This window comes from Gluconobacter sp. P1D12_c, from assembly GCF_018812105.1.
GTDB lineage: Bacteria > Pseudomonadota > Alphaproteobacteria > Acetobacterales > Acetobacteraceae > Gluconobacter > Gluconobacter oxydans_A.
This window is the reverse complement of record NZ_JACSIQ010000582.1, coordinates 1-416: the sequence shown is the minus strand read 5'-3', so window position 1 is coordinate 416 and position 416 is coordinate 1. Positions and strand designations below refer to the sequence as shown.

The following is a 416-nucleotide window of genomic DNA, read 5'->3' as shown; positions in this document are numbered from 1 at the left end:
TTCGGCGATTTCTTCGCGGGTTAGCATGATCTGTCCGGTATGTGGGAACAGGTGGTCGAACAAGAGCGTCCAGACGTCCACGGCCTTCATTGGACGTTTACTGTTCTTCATTAGCCACAAGGTGACAGCACGGTTCTGTGCGGGACGGATCATAACAAMCGGCTCCGTTGTTCCGGGGGCTGGGGKAGTAATGCGTTGAACGGTGACCATGACCCGGCCAAGGGCATCATGGTCAAAATCGGGATTGTCAAAAAACGGCAAAAGGGCTTGGCGAACCTGTTCGGCCTGATCTTCACGAAGCCGATCTTTTGGGGTCTTGAGACGGGTCATGTTCCGCATGTGGGAAACCTCTGTATGAGTGCCGAATAGGTCGCACACTGTGCGACTTTATGGTCGCACGTGGTGCGACCTAATGG

Annotated in this window: 1 pseudogene; it reads right to left on the bottom strand. The window is 54.3% G+C overall.

The annotated features are described in order from the left end of the window. Nucleotides 1–330: pseudogene (locus tag KP705_RS18250) on the bottom strand (hypothetical protein); the annotation flags it as partial. Between the last annotated feature and the right edge of the window lie 86 nt (nt 331–416).